The following is an 18,571-nucleotide window of genomic DNA, read 5'->3' as shown; positions in this document are numbered from 1 at the left end:
AGGGTATTCGGATAAAGCATCCATTCGAAGTGAATTAACCTAACTTAAGGATGCCTTAATACTGATCAATGTATACTTAAATGAATCAGAAATAATCCAAAGAATATTGATGACAGGCTATTTCCCACTTGGTAACTTGATCTATCCGTATTTATTCACTAATAAACCCTCTCGCTTAGGATACAGCTTTGAAAAGCGCGGTGACGTGGTTATTGTGCATAACTCGATACCAGTGAAATCACTTAACCATTTCTTGAATTATCTTGAAGAAAACAATTTAACCAACAAGCATGTTCTCTTTGGAGTTGAAGGTCAGGGAGCCACTGAACAGCATATTGTTACCATGCATCTTCCACCCAATGGAGTACCTAAAATCTATGATTCCAAGTACAGCAATCCCAAACGTTTTTTTGCGAGTAATCGCTCAAAAAATACTGTCATCGGGATCCTCGGAGCTGCATTTCATTCTTTAAACCCATGGGCAAGCAAAGAGCTTAATGTCGATTTAAACCATATAAGTTCTAAACGAATCCCTTCTGCAACTTATTACTCTTTGGGGACCCAATCTTTTTTTGATGGGATTACTTGCGGTTACCATACAGGCAGTCTCATCGAGATTTTAGCAGATAGGTTAAACAGCAATTTTGATCCTTCTCCCCAAAACCTATTAGACGCTCTAAAAAATCCAGTAACCGATGCAGCAGCAAAACTCCAGACTCAAAACGCCCCCAAAACTTTAGATATGTCAATTTTTTCCTTTTGGAAAAAGGCCTGGCAAGATACCTTCTTGCCTCTTATTGATACACAAGTAAGGGATAATTATCATTTTGGTCACTACTTTTTAGGCTGGCCATCTGATCCTAAAGGATCCAAACTCGCTTATTTTATCACCTTAAAATTCATTACTGCTCCGTTAACCAATTTACTCTCGTTTTTTACGGAGTTCCCACTTAATTTTCTGAGTGAAACATTTTCATTCTTAAAAAACATAACACTTTCTTGGGCTCCTACTAATTGGTTCACACAGAGCATCCGTAGTGCTTTATTGCTTGTTACGATGGGGCTGGAAGGTTTATTTAAAGGGGCTTATTATCTAACGCGCACCATAACCTCGCCCATAACGAGTTTTAAGGAAGCTCAAAGAGTCCATCCCGTTTTAGGATTTCTCAGCGCATTAGCTTCGGTATGTTTTATCGGTGCTGCGGTAGTTGCTCTCTCGTTTTTTGCTCCACCTATTTCGGCAGCACTAATGCCCTCTATGGGGCCAGGAGCACTTACCCTATTGAGTAATCTAGCTTATCCTTTTGTTCAACTTTTTTCTTTAATCAGTGTCTCCCTTCCCACTGCATCAGGGGCGATGCTTTCATTAATGACCCTCATCTCTTCTGTAGGTATTTTGCATCGGTTAGGAAGGCAAACTATTTACCCTGAAGAAAGTCAACCTGCGAAACACAATGAAATCACGATTAGCGTGGTTCCCCCCGTTGGTAGCAATGTAAGCACGCACCTAAAACGCACAGGAACCCCTTCTGTGAAGGATGAATGGGTTGATGTAGATCCAAACAATTCTTTTAACCCGAGAAATACAACAAGAGCGGTACAAAAAAATAACCCTTCCGTGGAGAATGAATGGGTTGATGTAGGTCAAACACTTTCTAATAAATAGAGGGGTCTATAACGACAGGATCGGCAAAAACTAACAATGACTTCAATCCTGATGATATTCAAGCTACTATAGTGGTCAATTGTCAATAAGAAACCATTTACTTATGAGTATACTGGAAACCCTAATCGCCGAAGTAGACAATGCGCTACGTACTTTATTTCCCCCAGCGCAGCGGATAAATACTCGTCCATCCCCAGCAGAATCATTTACTGACATCGATCTTTCTATTAAAGAAAAGAAACATGTAGCTGGTCTTATGCGTGTCAATCATGCAGGGGAGGTCTGTGCCCAGGCCCTGTATCAAGGCCAAGCCTTAACAGCACATTTAACCCATATTAAAAAACAAATGAGTGATGCAGCCGCTGAAGAAATAGATCATCTAGCTTGGTGTGAAGAACGATTGGCTGAGCTCGGTTCAAAACCAAGTTTATTAAATCCTTTCTGGTATGCTGGCTCAATTTTATTAGGAGCATTTGCTGGTTTTGCTGGAGATAAAGTAAGTTTAGGTTTTGTTGCCGAAACGGAGCGCCAAGTTTCAGATCATTTAAGATGTCATTTACAAAAATTACCCCCAAAAGATAAAAAATCACATGCGATTCTCGTTAAAATGAAAGAAGACGAAGAACAACATGCAGCTACAGCGTTGAACGCTGGAGCAATTGAACTCCCTTACATGGTTAAACAATTAATGCGTGTAGTATCTAAATTAATGACTAAAAGTAGTTACTATGTTTAGCAGCCTGAGGAAACAGAGCAAATACGAACCTAAGGATTGAATGGAGTAGAATAAGATTGCAAAACCTGAGTTTCATCCAAAGCAGAGCGTAGAGATTTCGCATTGCTCACCCAAGATAAACTATTCTAGGTAGGCTGTGTTTTCGTTAGGTTATCAAGCTATGGCACAAGGAGCTATTGCTATGGACACAGCTATTTTATTTACACTTTTTGTTATTTTAGTTGCTTATATCTTTGACTTTATCAACGGGTTTCATGATGCCGCAAACTCTATAGCTACTATTGTGACCACGAAGGTTCTCTCCCCCAAGCAAGCAGTCATATGGGCCGCTTTTTTTAATTTCATCTCATTTTTAGTTTTTAATCTCACGGTAGCAAAAACTATAGGCAGTGGCTTGATTGAGTCTGATTTTGTTGATACTCATTTTATTTTAGCCGCATTGATTGGCGCCATCTTCTGGAATTTGGTTACTTGGTTTTATGGACTTCCATCCAGCTCATCCCATGCGCTTATTGGGGGGCTGGCGGGCGCCGCTATTGCTAAGGGAGGATTTTCCTCACTTAAAATGTCAGGGTTTGCTAAAGTGATTGGAGGGATTTTTATATCACCCGCGCTTGGTTTAATTATTGCATTGGTTATTACTTATTTTTTTGCTAAATTTCTGCACAATAAAAAAGATACTAAATTTAAATTATTTAAAGGGTTCCAATTGTGCTCCTCCGCATTACTAAGTCTTACCCATGGGAGCAATGATGGACAGAAGACGATGGGCATTATTTCCATAATACTGTTTTCCTCGGCATGGATTGAAGGTCCTTTTTATGTCCCATTTTGGGTAGTTATTTCATGTCAGGCTGCAATTAGTCTTGGAACTTTGGCTGGAGGGTGGCGGATTGTGCGGACAATGGGAACTCAAATCACAAAGTTGGATCCCATGAAGGGTTGTGCTGCTGAAACCGGAGCAGCTGTTTCACTTTTTATTGCGACTCAATGTGGCATTCCAGTATCCACTACCTATACCGTAACAGGGGCAATTACTGGTGTTGGGTTAATTAACGGAGTTGGTGGAGCACATTGGCGTGTTATTAAAAGAATTTTCTTTTCTTGGCTCATTACCCTACCAGCAGCTGCAATAATTTCAGCTGCATTGGTATTAAGTCATATCTAAGAGGAGTCATAAACATCTCATCATAGTAATCACCGTTAACTATCTTGCAAGATCCATTTCTAATCAATTAATTCGGCTTCGATTGAACTTCTTCTACCTCATCATGACGCTCTTGTTGGACATCATATTTTTTCCTTTGCTCTTCAAAAAAGTTAGGACCTTGGCTTAATGAATTCTCTATTTGTTGCATGATTAATTGGGGTTCAAAAGTCAAACTCCACAAACTCTGAGGAACTTCTTCTAATATTTTTTTTAACTCTCTGCAATCTTCTTCTGCAACAAAAGCAATTTCAACCCCATCATTAACAAGTTCTGTAACAATTGCTTTTGTGTTGTATAAGGCATGTTCCAGGTTATTAATAGGGAGCGAGTCACCACGAGCAAGTTCTTGTAATGCATTTACATTGAAACCATAAGCACCCGGATAACCGTGCAAATAAGATGCATATTCAGGTTCTAATCTTATAATTGATCCATTTGTGTTTTTATTTGTCTTTATTCGGTCTTTTATTTCTATAGATGATTCCATAACACCCCCATTTCTGTTTATTTAATGATCTGCGGGGCCATTATAAAGTAATTTGTATTATTTTTTAGTCTCTTACGGTAAGGAATTAAATTTATTTATAACATAGAAGAAAAATATTGTTGCTCCTATTAGAAATTGAGCAAAAAGCAGACCCCAACTCGCAAAACATGCTTTTAAATTATTTTTTTGCTAAAGCACTATTTGAATAACTAAAGACAAAATAAACCACTAGCCCAATAGCCATCCAAATAATAAAACGGATTATCGTCATCAGAGGTAAATGAATAATTAAATAAAAACAACTAAGCATCCCCAAAATAGGAACGTAGGGCATCCCAGGAGTTTTAAACGGTCTAGGCATGCTGGGTTGTTTATAATGTAAATAGAGAACACCGGCGCAAACAATAAAAAAAGCAAACAGGGTGCCGACATTAACCAACTCGGCCAAAACATGTATTGGGGAAAAGGCGGCAAGTAAAGACATTAACACTCCGCAGAGAAAAATAACGCGTATGGGTGTATGAGTGTATTTGTTTGTTTGTGAAAAAATCTTGGGTAATAGACCATCGCGAGTCATGGCTAGCATAACCCGGGTTAGACCATAAAATAATACTAACATTACGGTAGTCAATCCCGCTATTGCACCCACACTGATAAAGCTAGCTACTGTTTTATAACCTAAAACCAATAAAGCATGGCTAATGGGCGATGCAACATTGAGGGTGCTGTAGTGAGCTATACCCGTCAATAACCCTGCAACAATAATATATAAAATCGTACAAATAAATAGTGACCCTATGATACCGATAGGTAAATCGCGTTGTGGATTTATCGCCTCTTCTGCCGCTGTAGATACGGCATCAAATCCAATATAAGCAAAAAATATTAATGAAGCCCCTTTAATTACTCCTCCCCATCCAAAAGGCAAAAAGGGGGACCAATTAGGCGGATAAACCTCCCTTGAAGCAATCACAATAAAAAGTAAAATCACGACAAGTTTGATCATCACCATAATATTATTAACTCGGGAACTTGATTTGACCCCCCAAATTAATAATCCGGTTAAAAATGCAATAATGACAAACGCCAATAAATTAAAGCTCCCCCCCTCTATGGGCCCATGCAAAAGCATTTTAGGAAGATTTATTTTTAGTACCATGAGAAAATCATTGGCATAACCGCTCCATCCTACCGACACTGCCGAAACAGAAATGGCATACTCCAATAGCAAGTCCCAACCTACAATCCATGCAATTAACTCTCCAAAACCCGCATAAGCATAGCCATAAGCACTGCCACATCCGCCAATTGAGGCCGCCAATTCCGCATAAGATAAAGCAGCAAAGACACAAGCAAATCCAGCCAATATATAAGAAAATATCACTGCAGGACCCGCGTCGGATGCCGCTACCACCCCTGTCAAAATAAAAATACCTGCACCTATAATGGCCCCAATACCTAAGAAAGTCAGATCAAAAGCAGTAAGACATTTAACAAGATGGGATTCACCATCAAAGGATTCATTAATTTCTTTTTTACGAAACAAGTCCATGGTATGCTCACGATTTTGAAACGTCATAGTTCTATTTATTTATAAGCAAGAACGCTGCCAAAATGGGAAAAGTTAGCATATAAATTATGTTTGTTGTTTAGATCCCGCATAGGTTTTAAATTAAATGAAAAAAACAACCTTACGAAAGATCGCTACTGGTCTATTGATATTATTTTCTTTAAATACTTACAGTAACAGATCCTCTGTAATTTCATCTACCCCAAAAGCTAACCAAACGCAAGTATCAAGCAGTAATGGAACCGTGCAGAATAATGGAAAGAAAAAAGACCTCTTAACGTTTAGCACCGAAGAACCCAAGGGTTGTAAATATTGGCTTCCTATATTTAAGCCTCTTTGTTATCGGCTTCACCAAACATGGACTGAAGGCAACACAGAACTTTATTTCTCAGGTTATGCGTGGCATAACCGCTTTACCTATCCTGCTGAACTATTGCAAGAAAAAAAATACAACGAATTAGCTTGGGGCGGGGGATTGGGTAAAGGTTTTTTTGATGAAAAAGGAAATTGGCACGGTCTTTATGCAATTGCTTTCCTTGAGTCTCATCGTAAGATTGAACCTACTGTAGGGTATGCCTATTTGAAAGTTGCTCAATTGACCCAAAATTTTAAAGCCGGATTGGGAGTTTCCGTATTAGTTACCTCACGTCCTGATATTTTACACAGCATTCCTTTCCCTGGAGCAGTCCCATGGGCGGGTTTATTTTATAAAAAACTCTCTTTAAAAGCCGCTTATATACCGGGTTCCTCAACTAATGGAAATGTGCTCTATCTTGTAGGAGCATACACCTTTGATAAGTAGGTAGCTAAATTGGTTGAAGTCTTCATAGTCCCTAGTCAAACATCTTGAGAAACACAGATTAGCGGGAATAACTGTTTTTCTTAAGAGAATGTGTTATGTTTTATAAAACTCTATTAGTCTATGTTTTTAAAATGAAATCTTTTATTGAACAAGCACAATTTTATGCCGGCTATCATCAAAATATTCAAACACGTTATACGCATATGGCGGGTGTACCGCTCATTATTTTATCGGTGATGATTCTGTTTGGTTTCGTAAAAATTATCGTCCCCGGGATCTTTGCAACTAATTTTGCCTGTTTAATGACCTTAATCAGCTTAATTTATTACTATCGTTTAAATTGGCAACTCGCGTTAGCACTTACTCCAATTATGCTTATCTTATTATTGATTGCAAATTGGTTCAGTCAAGATGGTCCGACCCCATTAGGTCTTTGGTCCTTTGTCATCTTTTTTATCGTAGGCTGGGGATTACAATTCTATGGTCATTATCTCGAAGGCAAAAGACCAGCATTCATGGATAATTTGAGTCAATCACTCATCGCGCCCTTATTTCTGGTTGCAGAGCTCTTTTTCATGGCTGGATTCATGCAGTCTTTGAGGGAGCAAATATATGGTATGGAAAGGAATACCCTGTAATTCGTTCGCTATTACTCCTACTCATCAGCATAGATTGTTTTGCTTTCCAAATGAATTTTACGAAAAAACTGATGAATCAAAGGTGAAAGGATGATTACCATAATTGCAATAAATGCCAGTCCGCTAAATAATGCATAACACCCTGCGAAGATTTTTCCAGGGTCCGTTACCAAATTGGATGCTGGTCCCATCCCGGAAAGAATCATGGACGCGTTCATGAATGCATCAATCCAAGACATATTCTCCAAATAATGATATCCCCACATTCCTATAAAAAGCGCCAGTAAAGTGATTAAAAGCCCAAAAAAAGCATTACGAACCATATGTTGGTAGACATTAGCAGGGGCTAATAATCTTCTCCTTCTTCCCTTTTGCTTTTCCATTTTTACTCTCTGTAAATGAATCGGTGTCAAATACTCGCAAATTGCGGCATCATTAGCTTATAACAATGATGAATTTTTTGGTTTCGCTTAAAATCTTGATCAATAGTCTGCGCACTAATATCCTGTACTGAATATTTTTCTTTAAGTTGGGCGTCCAATTTAAATTGCCGCAAATTGGTAGAAAAATATAAAATACCATCGGGATTGAGTAAACGCATAGCAGAATTTATTAAAGAAACATGATCCCGTTGAATATCCAAGGTGTCCGTCATCCGCTTGGAGTTAGAAAAACTTGGCGGATCTAAAAAAATCACATCAAATCGATCGCGAGTACCTCTCAACCATTCTCGACAATCATCTTGCACAAACTGATGTCTCGATAAATCAAGATGATTTAATTTGAAATTTTCTTCAGCCCAACGCAAATAAGTATTGGACAGATCAACATTAATAGTCTGGGCTCCAGCTAAGGCCGCATGAACACTGGCAGTGGCCGTATAACAAAAACAGTTAAGAAAGCGTGTTCCTGGTTTTAATTTCCCAAAACTCAAGCGCATTAAGCGATGGTCCAAAAATAAACCCGTGTCCAGGTAATCATACAAATTAACTTTAAATTTTGCCGGACCTTCTGTGACCACCATGGTGGTTCTACTTTGTCCCAGTTTTTGATATTGTTCGCTGCCTTTTTGTGGTTTACGTTGTTTTACAACGATTTTATCGGGTTCAATTTCTAATACTTTTGGAGTAACCTGCAATACTTCTAAACTTCGCTTTTCTGCTTTATGGGGCGGAACACTTGCCGGAGCAGCATATTCCTGAAGAACTGCATAATCGTTATAAATATCGATGGCATAGGCATATTCAGGTAAATCCGCATCATATACTCGATAACACGAAATTTGGTGTTTCTTGGCCCATTTTTGTAAATGACGATAATTCTTTTCCAGGCGATTAAATAACATCTGTGCGCTTTCAGATAGGTTATTACTCATCATGCCTTTAAGCTCATTAGTCACATGAATATCCAAGCAATAAAGCTTACACTCCAAAGCGCCGTTATATATGGTGTATTGTTTGCTCGCCCGTAATCCTAATGCTTTACCTAAAACAGGGTTAGAGGTCAAAACTGCTGCCTTCCAACCTTGATAATGCGCATGCAAAATCTTACCAAGCTGCTGGTAGAGAGGAACTAAATGGGTCGCATCACTAAGCCTTTCACCATAGGGAGGATTGCATATGACCAATCCTTTTGTTGTGGGAGCATCCATTTCTTTCAATGCTTGGTGTTTAAAATTAACCAAGGGAGCAACACCTGCGTGTTCCGCATTTGCACGAGCTACAGCAATTATTTTGTGATCTGCATCCGTTCCTAATAAAGTTACAGGCAGCGGTTTAACTTGTTGTAAGGCCTCTACCCGCAATTTTTCCCATAGTGAGGATTGATGTTGCGCCCAATATTGTAACGACTGATCCTGACGTAATAAACCTGGAGCAATGTGCGCGGCCATCATCGCCGCCTCAATCACTAGGGTTCCTGCACCACAAAAAGGATCATGCAAAGCATAACCTTTAGCCGCTAATTCTGGCCATTTAGCCCGCATTAGCAATGCGGCGGCGACATTTTCCTTTATAGGGGCTGCGCCTGCCTTATGACGATATCCTCTCTGATGTAAACTATATCCTGTGAGATCAAAGCTCACAGTGACCACATCGTTTTTCAAATAGGCATGAATAAGAATTTGTGGCTTTTCTTTGTCTACTGTAGGTCGTGAATGGTCTAATCTACGGAAATGATCTACGATCCCATCTTTAACTACTTGGGCCCCAAACATAGTATTGCGAATGCGTTCGGATGCTCCGTGGAATTCTATCGCAATTGTTTTATCATGCGAAAAAACGGTCTGCCAATGAAACTCGGTACACAGTTGATGTATTGCCTGCTCATTACTTGCGTACCCACTAAAAAGAATTAATTGCACACGATTAGCTATTCTTGACCAGAGACATAACTTATATACCGTCAATAAATTGGCCTCTCCGTAAACGCCCTGTGGGCTGACTCGCGTAACCGCTAGACCTAATGACTTTAATTCTTCTTCTAATAGATATTCAAGTCCCCGCGGACAGCTTACGAATAAAGAATATTTCATTCTATGATAGACCTCAAATAGCGGAAAAGTGCTTTGGCAGCGCCTGTATTTTTTTCTTTTTGCTGATCATCAACTGCTTTCTTAATTAATTGCCTTAAATGTTGAACATCTTCTGGATGGTAGGCTTCAATGAACGCGGTTAATGCTTCTTTACCTTCATTGATCAAACGCTCACGCCAATGCTCAACTTCATGAAAGGAGGCAGTTACCGCACTTTCTTCTTCAAGTAAACGCTCATAAGCGGCTAAAATTTCTTCATGATCGGCAGCTCTCATTAATTTTCCGATTAGTTGGGCTTGTCTTCGTTTGGCCCCATGACTTTTAATTGCTTTGGCGTCGATAATTGCTTTGTACAAATTTTCAGGAAGGGGAAGCAACTCAAGTTTGGATAAACTCAAGTCGATTAGTTGTACACCCATTTTCTGCAAAAAATCGGCGTCTCGTTTTTTCTGTGATTTACTGACTGGTTCATCCATAGGGCATTCTTTTCTTTTTAAAAATTAGCTAATCATACTATACTTCACACGCCCACAAAATGAGCGTGTGAAGTATAACTATTATTCTGCTGTTACAAGGGAAGCTGGTGTTGAGGTTTGTACGTAATTTTTGCTGGGTCTGGAACGTAAAAACGAACGTCCTACAGCAAAGAAATTATAAATCAAAATGAACAATAAAAGGAGATGCAACCAGGTAATAGTTAACTGCATAAAAATAGGGATCGTAATAAAGACGCCTAGACAACCTGAAAGACTTAAAATCAGGGTTTTCTTTAAAGGAATTTTATCGTGTTTTAAGAACACTAAAGTAGTTAATGGTTGCTGCATGGCTCCCGCTGTAGTCATAATTGGGAATGCAACTACAGGCGAAATATTCATTAAAAACAGTACACCTTGTACCATTACAAACAAACCAATTCCCACCGAAGTTAATGCACCACAAACCACCATTGCCAGAAAGCCTATAACCAATTTCCATGAATGCAATTCAGTTAATTCACCACCCACAGGTAATAAACGGAATTGATGAGAGATTAACAGTAGGATAATTAAAGCAAAACAACAAACCATCGCCAAACGAATCGCTTGCTTGCTTAAGTGACTGACTACAAAACCACCAAGTAAGCCACCCACACAGGTACCCATAACTAAAGTTAGAAGGGTAGTTAAGTCAACATCAATCAAACCCATAAAAAACAATGATTCGATTGTCCCGGGAATAACTTGGGCGCCATTATTTACAGCAGGCATTTCATCATCACGAAACGTGCCCGTCAATTTTGCCAAGGCCACATTCACAGCAAAGCTGCCCACGCCTAAAGTGTCTGCGATAAAAGCGATGACTCCGCTTATACTTAATTTTAAATATTGCATCAATGATATAGGCTCAGCAGGTTGGCGAGAAAGTTTGTACACCATCACGACAACGCAAAGCAAGCTTAATATCAGGATGCTTAAAGTAATAAAAAAGATGACCATTAAAATTTTAAACTTAAAATTAAAAACTTAATAATTATATACTAATTATGTTGATCGGGAAATAACATGTAGAGCAAAAAAAAAGCTTTATGAATTACCCCAGCACACAAATGAAAAGAATTTGCTCGATTATCCTAAAAAATGATCGATTCTTAAATGCATGCAGCAAAATGAACAAACTTCTCCCACCCCAACAAGAGAGTTCTCGTCCGAGGCAGGAAAAAGATAGTGCTTTAATTGGCCTTACAACTGGTGGTACTCACACCTACTTGGCTAAACACCGATTTAACAATTTGTGATTCAATTTGCAAATCTTTAGCAGCATAAAGAACCCCACAAGCACCTTGAGTAAAGTTCGTCGTAGGAGTCCAGTATTTACTGTTGGCAATAATCATCGCCTGGTATGCTTTTTTAATTCCCACATTCTTAGCCAATAAATAAAAGGCCTTATTAAACACTCCGCTTGCTGTATGCACAATAAAACTTTGTCTTTCTTGAGGATTGGATATATGTGACTTTGCATATGCCACTAAGTCAGGATAACTAATGGCGCAATAGGCTCCCTGACTTTGCGCTAAATTTTTATCCAAACAATCTGCTGAACTGCCATCAGAAGAAGGAAAATCCATAAAGCGTAAAGCTTTTCCAAATGAATCTCGAACTATAGTCTCACCAATACCCCAGGTTACCGTATTGGGTTCCAGGTACAATTTATTATAAAGTTGCGGGAATTTTTCTAAAAGATAAGCACGTGATGCTTGTCCTGCCATATCAGACAAGGATTCATTAAGAGCACCGGATTGATCATGGTATTCAAGACCTGAATGTTGCTCGGTAAAACCATGTGTGACCTCATGGCCTGCGACATCAAGAGAAACTAGGGGGTAAAAATCCTCACCATCTCCAAAAGACATAAATTGTCCATCCCAAAATGCATTGTCATAATGTTGTCCAAAATGGACGCGCATAACAAGTTGCATGGGGGCCCCATTAGAATCTTGTAGTGCATTAATTCCATACCATTCTTTATACATATCTACTATAGTCTGGCCAAAATAATACGCATCGTTGGTTGGCGAAAATGCACCATTGATATTTTCTTCTGTATTCTTGCTACACGGATATTGAAATGGAGTAATCACAAGATCATTCCAGTCCCAAGCAGATGCTAGATTAACTAATTTTACTTTTGCAGTATTCATCACACATTGGCTGCCACTTTGGGTTACCTCCAAGAAAGGCAGTCCATCTCGTCCATACCAATACTCATGAACTTTTTCATTGCCCCCGGGACCGGTATCCATGTAATTTTTTATGTTATTCCACTGTTTGGTGATTGCCCCATTTTGTGCATCTATAATGAAAAATGGCCAGGCAGGTTTGTTATCCGTTTGCGTTGTTTTAAATGAAACCTGATAAACCAGCTTCAATTCATTATCTTGGTTCGCCCTAATTTGTAACTCACTCAACTCATCATTAATAGGCGCTTCAGAATTAAAACTAAACCAAGATTTTTTGGCCAATTCAATAGCTTGTTTCGAAGTTAGAGTAGGTTGAATATTCAGCTGAATGTCGTTAAGTAAATGACCATTTACTTGTGCATCCTCTTTAGTAATCATGACTTGTGCACCCACAACAGGGATCCCGCGATATATTTGTTGATACCGCAATATCGTTTTTGAGTGCTCCTGAGTTTGACTTACAGGTTGTAGGGTATTTTTTTCTAAAATTGGGGCTGCTGTGCGTGCACTTACTTTTGCGGGTGGTTTCAGGGAAAATTGATGCAAACTGCTTAGGGGAGCCCTATATAAATCAAGTTCCGTGACTGCAAAGGCATCATAAGTGATAAAAACAAGAGCAAAGCTTAGAATTTTTTTTAACATAAAAATCACTCAAAAAATTCACAATGACATCATCATGGCATGAAAATAGCCAATATCCAAGTAAATTGTACAAATATTATTTTTATTCTATTTACCTCAGAAAAATAACTCTTTTTTCAAAGCACAAAACATTTCTATTGCTCTTGCAAAAAATATAAGCTCTGTATATGGTGGGGCATTGGTATTATAGGACCGTAAAAAAACCATCAGTACTAGGAACAGGCTTTATATCACATTAAGGATAATGCATATGATGTTAACCAAAAAATGGACCGTACTATCCCTTAGTCTCTGCACTATTTTTTCTGCAGCTCAAGCAGGAGTGGTGGAGCGATATCTGCAGATAAAACAAACAGAAAAAATTCCTTTAGTTGCTGAAAAAACCATTCAACTCCACTTCTTTAAACAATTAATCGATCATAATGAAGCTTCAGTAGGGACTTTTTCTCAACGCTACTACATTGATGAAACTTATGGTCCAACAAATGACTCTCCGGTATTTTTTTATATTTGCGGGGAAGCGGCTTGTACTAAACGTGCCCTAAATGGCGCAATCAGAAATTATGCACAAAAGTTCCATGCCAAACTGATTGCTCTGGAACATCGGTACTATGGGGAAAGTTTGCCCTTCAATTCATTATCAACCCAAAACTTACGTTTTTTAACTACAGAAGCTGCATTGGATGATTTGGCTTACTTTCAACGCCGCATAACCAATGAAAAAAACTGGACTGGGAAGTGGGTCGCTTTTGGAGGCTCTTACCCTGGTTCGTTATCCGCTTATTATCGTTTAAAATTTCCTTATTTAGTTGTCGGGGCTTTAGCATCATCCGCGCCAGTAATGGCTAAAGAAGACTTTGTAGAATATGATGCCCATGTGACTCAAGTGGCAGGTTCTCAGTGTGCCAATCAAATGCGAGCGGCAGTCAGTACCGTGGAAGCCAGTTTAAGTGATGCCACGAAATGGAACCAAATGAAAGCGTTATTTGATGCATCTGCGGTTGAAGATCCTGTTGATTTTTTATACTTGATCGCTGACACCGGAGCTGCCGCAGTACAATACGGAATGCGCGATGAATTTTGCACCAGCTTATCTGCAAGTCCAACCCCACTTCAAGGCTATGCTGAGTTTGCCAAAAAATTATACAAGGACATGCATGTTAGTGCCGTAGAAATGACAGCGCAGGGCGCCATGAGCGAAAATCCTAGTGATTATAAGGATGGCTTAGGCATGCGCCAGTGGTACTATCAATCCTGCAAAGAATACGGTTATTGGCAAAATGCTCATCCTAACGCTTCGCTTTCCACTCGATCTTCGTTAATTAATATGGATTACCATCATCAGGTATGCCAACGTTTGTTTGGTTTAACTCAACCTGCTAACACCATAGAACTTAATAACACTTTATACGTTCCTTTAATGGACATCTTAAGCTCAAATATTTATTTTACCAATGGAGAAAACGATCCTTGGTCCACTTTATCCTTAGCAGAAAAAAATGGAAATGCAATTAATCCTAAATTGACCTACCAATTGATCCAAGGAGCCGCTCATTGCGATGACTTACATAGCCCCTCTACATTTGATTCTGATGCATTAAAAGAGGCAAGGAAAACAATGGAATCGTTGTTGGCTACGTGGCTAAATTAAGCTTATTCCTAGCCCTTCTTCTACCAAATGGGAGAAGGGAGTCTATTTTTTAAAAATCCTTTTTATCTCGATAGATAAACTACTCCTTTGGTTGCGGGAGAAGGAGTAGAGGCGAGAATTTATTGTCCCCACCTTATTTAGGTCGATTGGTCGGCTTATCTTCCTCTTCGTTTTTAGCCCCACTCAAACGTTCTTTCATCATAAGTGTTGCTTGGCCAGGTAAACGCTCTAAAGCCCTACACTTATCCAAGGAATCGATAAAAGAAGCAGGGGATAATGCTTCAAGCTTTTCACTCAGGGGTAATTGCAGTACAGGAGATGGAATATTCTCTACCCCCTTATTTTGCAACTCTTGTATTATCTGTAGGTTTAATTCTTTAATAACCGCTATCGTACAAATACCTACAAATGGAGAACAAATAAGTGTTGCCGGGCTTTTATCTTCCGCTAGGTATTGTTCCAGCGCCGTAGAATCTTGAGAAATAAGTCCCTGATGAAGAGGACCTATTAATTGTCTATCATGAGTTTCACGTTGAATTATTCCGAATTTATGTTCTAACTGCATTAACCAATCATCACCTAAGTGCTTCTTTAATAATTCTTTTGTTTCATCATGTTCAATTAACTTATCCAATTTAATTTTATATTCCTCATTATAGAGAAATTCAGACAAGACAAATTCATCTTTTTGACGATTTGGGTGGAGAAACATGGGCGCACCTTTGGTTGCTTTAATTTCAAAATCCATAGCTTTGGAAGAAACATCGAGATCTTTGGAAAAACCTTCTTTTATCGCCTTTTGAGCATCATGATAAAGCTCAGCCAATGGGGAGTTTTCAACTATTAAACCCAAACAATCGAAGACGGCTAAATCACGAGTGAGAGAGGCTAAATCAGATAAGGCACCTAAATGAGGTAAAGTTAACTGATGTGATCCATCCAAATTAAATTCAGGCCAATGCCTTGATTTAAAGGTTACATTTCTCATCATATTTACCACAGCAAAACTGACTCCTGTATCATGTTTCGACAACTTTCCTAACTCCAGGAGTTGATTATTTAACTCCAGATTACCAATAGCGTTCTCTAAAAAAGTAATAATCTGGTTTTCTTCTGCAACGGTTAAGGCAACGTGAAGCTTTTGGGTATCTGCTTGGATTATTTTCTCCAACAAAAGGAGTACATTCAGATCTTGGCTTCTCAAACCCGTGCCCTGAATTATCTCTTCTCTAGTCATAAAATCACCTGCTCATGCATATGAGTAATAACGAAGCATAATCTCTTCGACTAAATGGTTAACAAAATTAATAAGTAAATTCGGAAAAAATTCATCATGAATGTTTTCTTGTGCTTGGAAAAGCAAATACTGTTGCGCAATAAAATGAATCATTTCCCTGATACGTTCGGGCTTTGCCAAATAAAAAAAACAATCAGGTAATGCAATCATAATTTTATTAATCAATTTTTGAGCATCCGTATCTGAAATGCCCAAAACTAGAGGAATAGCCGAGCTTGTCCTGTATTTACCGTGACGATTTTCTGCACAGTATTGATCGACTATCCTATAGATTTCTTTGGCAGATTGCTCCTTTCGTGGATGCACAGGTTTTACTCCTATTCACTTGTTTAGTTTCAATTCCATTAATTTTATTTTAGACCAAATTTAGTGAACATAAGCCCGTACATCACAAACGCTTAGAATCTACCATTACGATAATCGTCCAGCGCTTGTATAATTTCTTCCTGAGTATTCATTACAAATGGCCCATGTCGCGTTATAGGTTCATGGAGTCTTGCCGCGGCAATTAGAATACATTGGCTTGCAGTCTCAGCGTTCAAAAGCAAATTATCTCCGGCACCAAGTTTTGCCAAAGTATCGTGTTGGACTAATTGCTCACCGATACGAACCGCTCCAGAAATTACCAACAAGATTGTCTGATAATCATGGGGAATATGCTGTTGCATGCTGGCACCAGGAGGTAAAATAATATCAAATAACAAAGGTTGAGTAGCAATACCTGTAATTGGCGAATGAGTTCCTTTATCAGTCGTACCTGCAATGACTTTTACCCGAGCGCCTGAATCATGCGTTTCCACAGGTAGCTGTTCGCTTTGCATTTCTTGATAAAAGGGCGCACGCATTTTTTCTGCAGCAGGCAAATTCAACCACAGTTGCAAGCCATGTAGTTTGCCATTAGCGGAGGGCATTTCTGAGTGAATAATCCCTTTTCCTGCAGTCATCCATTGAACATCGCCTGCAGCGATAACTCCTTTATGTCCTTTATTATCTTCATGAGTAATACTGCCATCCAGTAAATATGTAATAGTTTCAAAGCCTCGATGAGGATGGGAAGGAAACCCAGCCATATAATCTAGGGGCTCCGCACTATTGAAATAATCAAGTAAAAGCAGAGGTTCAAAATCATTGCTTCTCTCTATCCCAATATAGCGATGTAATTTCACACCCGCTCCTTCGCGGACGAGGATACCTTTGATTAATCGCTCTACTTTAATTTCGCTCATGAAATACGCTCCATATTACTAACAACAACTTTGATTTCCTTTTGCTAATATAGCATAGCTCAAAATACATAATTCGATCTTGCTGCTGGGTCTCAGGCTTGATTTTATGAAACCACATCTCAAACCATTTTGTGTGTAAAAATCTCACTGTGCTATGCTTAGCTAAAGTGCCTAAAAATAATCATTATTGGCCAAATACAATGCGGAGATATTATGTGGAGCAAAGTACGCGAGTTAAGCCCATTGAGTTTTGTGGTTCTAAAACAGATAAAGTCTTCATCCTTTAGTGGTAAGTTAGGAACCATTTTTAGCCATAACCTTCGCTACCAGGAACTTGAGCATCTCGGAAAACACAGCCATGAAAAACATCCTATATCGACTCAAAAAGCCCAAGTAAATTATCATCAGATGCTTGACAGTTTGCCAAAACAAGAAGATTTCGTTCATCGTGGCATGGCAGGATTTGCTGAAGTAGAAAGTATTGCGACAGAAGGAAAATTCGGAGCAGGTAAATATACTAAAAGACCTGTTTGTCTAGATATTGCTCAATTTATACATGATCCTAAGAGTTGTTTGTTGCTTTCTACCTCACCGGATCCCTATACCGTTAGAGAGTACATGGTAGGATTTCAACTCATTAATGCAAAAGGGGCCATAGCGTCAATGTGTTTACCTGCAGTATATATACGTCCGCAAACAGCAAGACATGTCGATGTTGAATCGTTCCAATACTATCAAAAAATTCTTGATGGGGCAGTGGAGTTAGGGAATCGTGTACGGTCGGAAAATATTTTTGATCTTGCTCAGGGAAATAATGAAACTACGGTAGTCTTGGGCGCTTCTAAAAAGGATGACTGGCGCCCTCAATTTCATACCGATCTCTATAGTTTAGTACTTGTAGAGGGAGCTGGACGCATTAAGAGTAGTTTTACAAAAGCTGACTCTGTAGATACTACCACCATTCTCAACCCATTCTTTCGTAAAAGAATAATGTCTATAGAAATCGCTTCAACAAATACCTCCGAAGGAGACGCTTTTAAAAAACAATTTGATAGAATGAACAAGCGCTCACAAGAAGTAGGAATTACTGAAGAGGGCTTTAGAGTTTTAACGTTGGCTGATGCCTCTTTTTTAATGGCCTCACATAAATATCAAGAAGTTCTGGAAAAATATTCTACCTCGGGTAAAACCATGATATTACAAGCGGTTCCCGAAGAAGTCTCTATTGCTTCAGAGGATCTCGTGGAATATGCGCGCCAGATGATCGAGGCCAATCCCGAAAAATATGAAACAGAGACATTATCACAACAACAAATGGAACATAAGTTTTAATTCCCAACAAAAATGCTTAGATTCCAATAAATTGGAATTTAAGCGAGTTTTACTACCACACGTCC

Annotated in this window: 17 protein-coding genes; 7 read left to right on the top strand and 10 right to left on the bottom strand. The window is 38.9% G+C overall.

All coding sequences use genetic code 11. The features are described 5' to 3' along the window. The first annotated feature begins 109 nt into the window (after positions 1 to 109). The 3 genes from ACWTE2_RS07570 (at position 110) to ACWTE2_RS07560 (ending at position 3,570) form a co-directional block, all read left to right on the top strand. A complete protein-coding gene (locus tag ACWTE2_RS07570; protein WP_454784857.1) occupies positions 110 to 1,666 on the top strand; it encodes a hypothetical protein in 1,557 nt (518 codons plus the stop codon). 103 nt (positions 1,667 to 1,769) lie between these two features. Continuing rightward, entirely contained in the window at positions 1,770 to 2,402 is a 633-nt protein-coding gene (coq7, locus tag ACWTE2_RS07565; protein ID WP_454784856.1) for a 2-polyprenyl-3-methyl-6-methoxy-1,4-benzoquinone monooxygenase, read from the top strand. A 181-nt stretch (positions 2,403 to 2,583) separates the two neighbouring features. Next, complete coding sequence (locus ACWTE2_RS07560) at positions 2,584 to 3,570, top strand: inorganic phosphate transporter (protein ID WP_454784855.1); 987 nt, start codon at positions 2,584 to 2,586, stop codon at positions 3,568 to 3,570. 67 nt (positions 3,571 to 3,637) lie between these two features. Here ACWTE2_RS07560 and ACWTE2_RS07555 read toward each other — a convergent pair whose 3' ends face one another. Beyond that, positions 3,638 to 4,099 (bottom strand): hypothetical protein, encoded by a 462-nt coding sequence (locus ACWTE2_RS07555; protein WP_454784854.1) that lies wholly within the window; start codon positions 4,097 to 4,099, stop codon positions 3,638 to 3,640. Positions 4,100 to 4,277: 178 nt separating this feature from the next. Beyond that, the gene (locus ACWTE2_RS07550) at positions 4,278 to 5,651 is read right to left on the bottom strand and encodes an amino acid permease (protein ID WP_454784853.1); all 1,374 of its coding nucleotides are present in this window, start codon (positions 5,649 to 5,651) and stop codon (positions 4,278 to 4,280) included. Between the two features lie 124 nt (positions 5,652 to 5,775). Here ACWTE2_RS07550 and pagP point away from each other — a divergent pair, with 124 nt between their 5' ends. Together pagP and ACWTE2_RS07540 are read left to right on the top strand one after the other, a co-directional pair. After that, complete coding sequence (gene pagP, locus ACWTE2_RS07545; protein WP_454784852.1) at positions 5,776 to 6,471, top strand: lipid IV(A) palmitoyltransferase PagP; 696 nt, start codon at positions 5,776 to 5,778, stop codon at positions 6,469 to 6,471. A 131-nt stretch (positions 6,472 to 6,602) separates the two neighbouring features. Next, positions 6,603 to 7,109 (top strand): Mpo1 family 2-hydroxy fatty acid dioxygenase, encoded by a 507-nt coding sequence (locus ACWTE2_RS07540; RefSeq protein ID WP_454785024.1) that lies wholly within the window; start codon positions 6,603 to 6,605, stop codon positions 7,107 to 7,109. 17 nt (positions 7,110 to 7,126) lie between these two features. Here the strand turns inward: ACWTE2_RS07540 and ACWTE2_RS07535 are convergent, their stop codons facing one another. The 5 genes from ACWTE2_RS07535 to ACWTE2_RS07515 form a co-directional block, all read right to left on the bottom strand. Continuing rightward, a complete protein-coding gene (locus ACWTE2_RS07535; RefSeq protein ID WP_454784851.1) occupies positions 7,127 to 7,492 on the bottom strand; it encodes a hypothetical protein in 366 nt (121 codons plus the stop codon). Positions 7,493 to 7,518: 26 nt separating this feature from the next. Beyond that, positions 7,519 to 9,642, bottom strand: a complete 2,124-nt coding sequence (rlmKL, locus tag ACWTE2_RS07530) for a bifunctional 23S rRNA (guanine(2069)-N(7))-methyltransferase RlmK/23S rRNA (guanine(2445)-N(2))-methyltransferase RlmL (RefSeq protein WP_454784850.1) — start codon at positions 9,640 to 9,642, stop codon at positions 7,519 to 7,521. Then, on the bottom strand, positions 9,639 to 10,118 hold the full coding sequence (yjgA, locus tag ACWTE2_RS07525) for a ribosome biogenesis factor YjgA (RefSeq protein WP_182392146.1): 480 nt from the start codon (positions 10,116 to 10,118) through the stop codon (positions 9,639 to 9,641). The genes rlmKL and yjgA overlap by 4 nt, the downstream gene beginning before the upstream one ends. 81 nt (positions 10,119 to 10,199) lie before the next feature. Next, the gene (locus ACWTE2_RS07520) at positions 10,200 to 11,117 is read right to left on the bottom strand and encodes a sulfite exporter TauE/SafE family protein (RefSeq protein ID WP_454784849.1); all 918 of its coding nucleotides are present in this window, start codon (positions 11,115 to 11,117) and stop codon (positions 10,200 to 10,202) included. Positions 11,118 to 11,350: 233 nt separating this feature from the next. Then, positions 11,351 to 13,000, bottom strand: a complete 1,650-nt coding sequence (locus tag ACWTE2_RS07515) for a M4 family metallopeptidase (RefSeq protein ID WP_454784848.1) — start codon at positions 12,998 to 13,000, stop codon at positions 11,351 to 11,353. Between the two features lie 250 nt (positions 13,001 to 13,250). Between ACWTE2_RS07515 and ACWTE2_RS07510 the strand changes: the two genes are divergently transcribed. After that, the gene (locus tag ACWTE2_RS07510) at positions 13,251 to 14,651 is read left to right on the top strand and encodes a S28 family serine protease (RefSeq protein WP_454784847.1); all 1,401 of its coding nucleotides are present in this window, start codon (positions 13,251 to 13,253) and stop codon (positions 14,649 to 14,651) included. A gap of 133 nt (positions 14,652 to 14,784) precedes the next feature. Here the strand turns inward: ACWTE2_RS07510 and ACWTE2_RS07505 are convergent, their stop codons facing one another. The 3 genes from ACWTE2_RS07505 to ACWTE2_RS07495 form a co-directional block, all read right to left on the bottom strand. After that, positions 14,785 to 15,888 (bottom strand): hypothetical protein, encoded by a 1,104-nt coding sequence (locus tag ACWTE2_RS07505; RefSeq protein ID WP_454784846.1) that lies wholly within the window; start codon positions 15,886 to 15,888, stop codon positions 14,785 to 14,787. 12 nt (positions 15,889 to 15,900) lie between these two features. After that, complete coding sequence (locus ACWTE2_RS07500) at positions 15,901 to 16,254, bottom strand: hypothetical protein (protein ID WP_182392142.1); 354 nt, start codon at positions 16,252 to 16,254, stop codon at positions 15,901 to 15,903. 92 nt (positions 16,255 to 16,346) lie between these two features. Next, positions 16,347 to 17,174, bottom strand: a complete 828-nt coding sequence (locus tag ACWTE2_RS07495; protein WP_454784845.1) for a pirin family protein — start codon at positions 17,172 to 17,174, stop codon at positions 16,347 to 16,349. A gap of 213 nt (positions 17,175 to 17,387) precedes the next feature. Here ACWTE2_RS07495 and ACWTE2_RS07490 point away from each other — a divergent pair, with 213 nt between their 5' ends. Beyond that, positions 17,388 to 18,506 carry a hypothetical protein gene (locus ACWTE2_RS07490; protein ID WP_454784844.1) on the top strand — a complete coding sequence of 373 codons (1,119 nt, stop codon included), beginning with the start codon at positions 17,388 to 17,390 and terminating at the stop codon, positions 18,504 to 18,506. The last annotated feature ends 65 nt before the right edge of the window (positions 18,507 to 18,571 follow it).

The sequence above is a fragment of the Legionella nigrisilvae genome (genome assembly GCF_977063395.2).
The sequence above is the reverse complement of the archived record's forward strand: the minus strand, read 5'-3'. Positions and strand labels throughout refer to the sequence as shown.